Genomic DNA, 286 nt, shown 5'->3' on the forward strand with positions numbered 1-286 from the left:
TCGGGGAAGGCCGCGGCGTCGTGCTGCGCCTGGGTGATCCACTTCTCCTTGAGCATTCCGTCGAGTACGTACTGCCAGCGGGCCTTCGCCTGCGGCTTGTTCTCGGGGTGCGCGGCGACGTCGTAGGCGCTCGGTGCGTTCAGGAGTGTGGCGAGGTAGGCGCTCTGGGCGAGCGTGACCTGGTCGGCGTCCTTGGAGAAGTAGGCCTGGGATGCGGCCTGGATGCCGTAGGCGTTGCGGCCGAAGTAACTGGTGTTGAGGTAACCGGCGAGGATGTCGTCCTTCG

Annotated in this window: 1 protein-coding gene; it reads right to left on the minus strand. The window is 66.1% G+C overall.

The genetic code is table 11. From position 1 onward, the window contains the following. A partial coding sequence (locus J0695_RS40340) for a transglycosylase domain-containing protein (RefSeq protein ID WP_206969769.1) occupies positions 1-286 on the minus strand: 286 nt, incomplete at both ends.

It is taken from the genome of Streptomyces beijiangensis (assembly GCF_017315755.1).
GTDB classification, from domain to species: domain Bacteria; phylum Actinomycetota; class Actinomycetes; order Streptomycetales; family Streptomycetaceae; genus Streptomyces; species Streptomyces beijiangensis.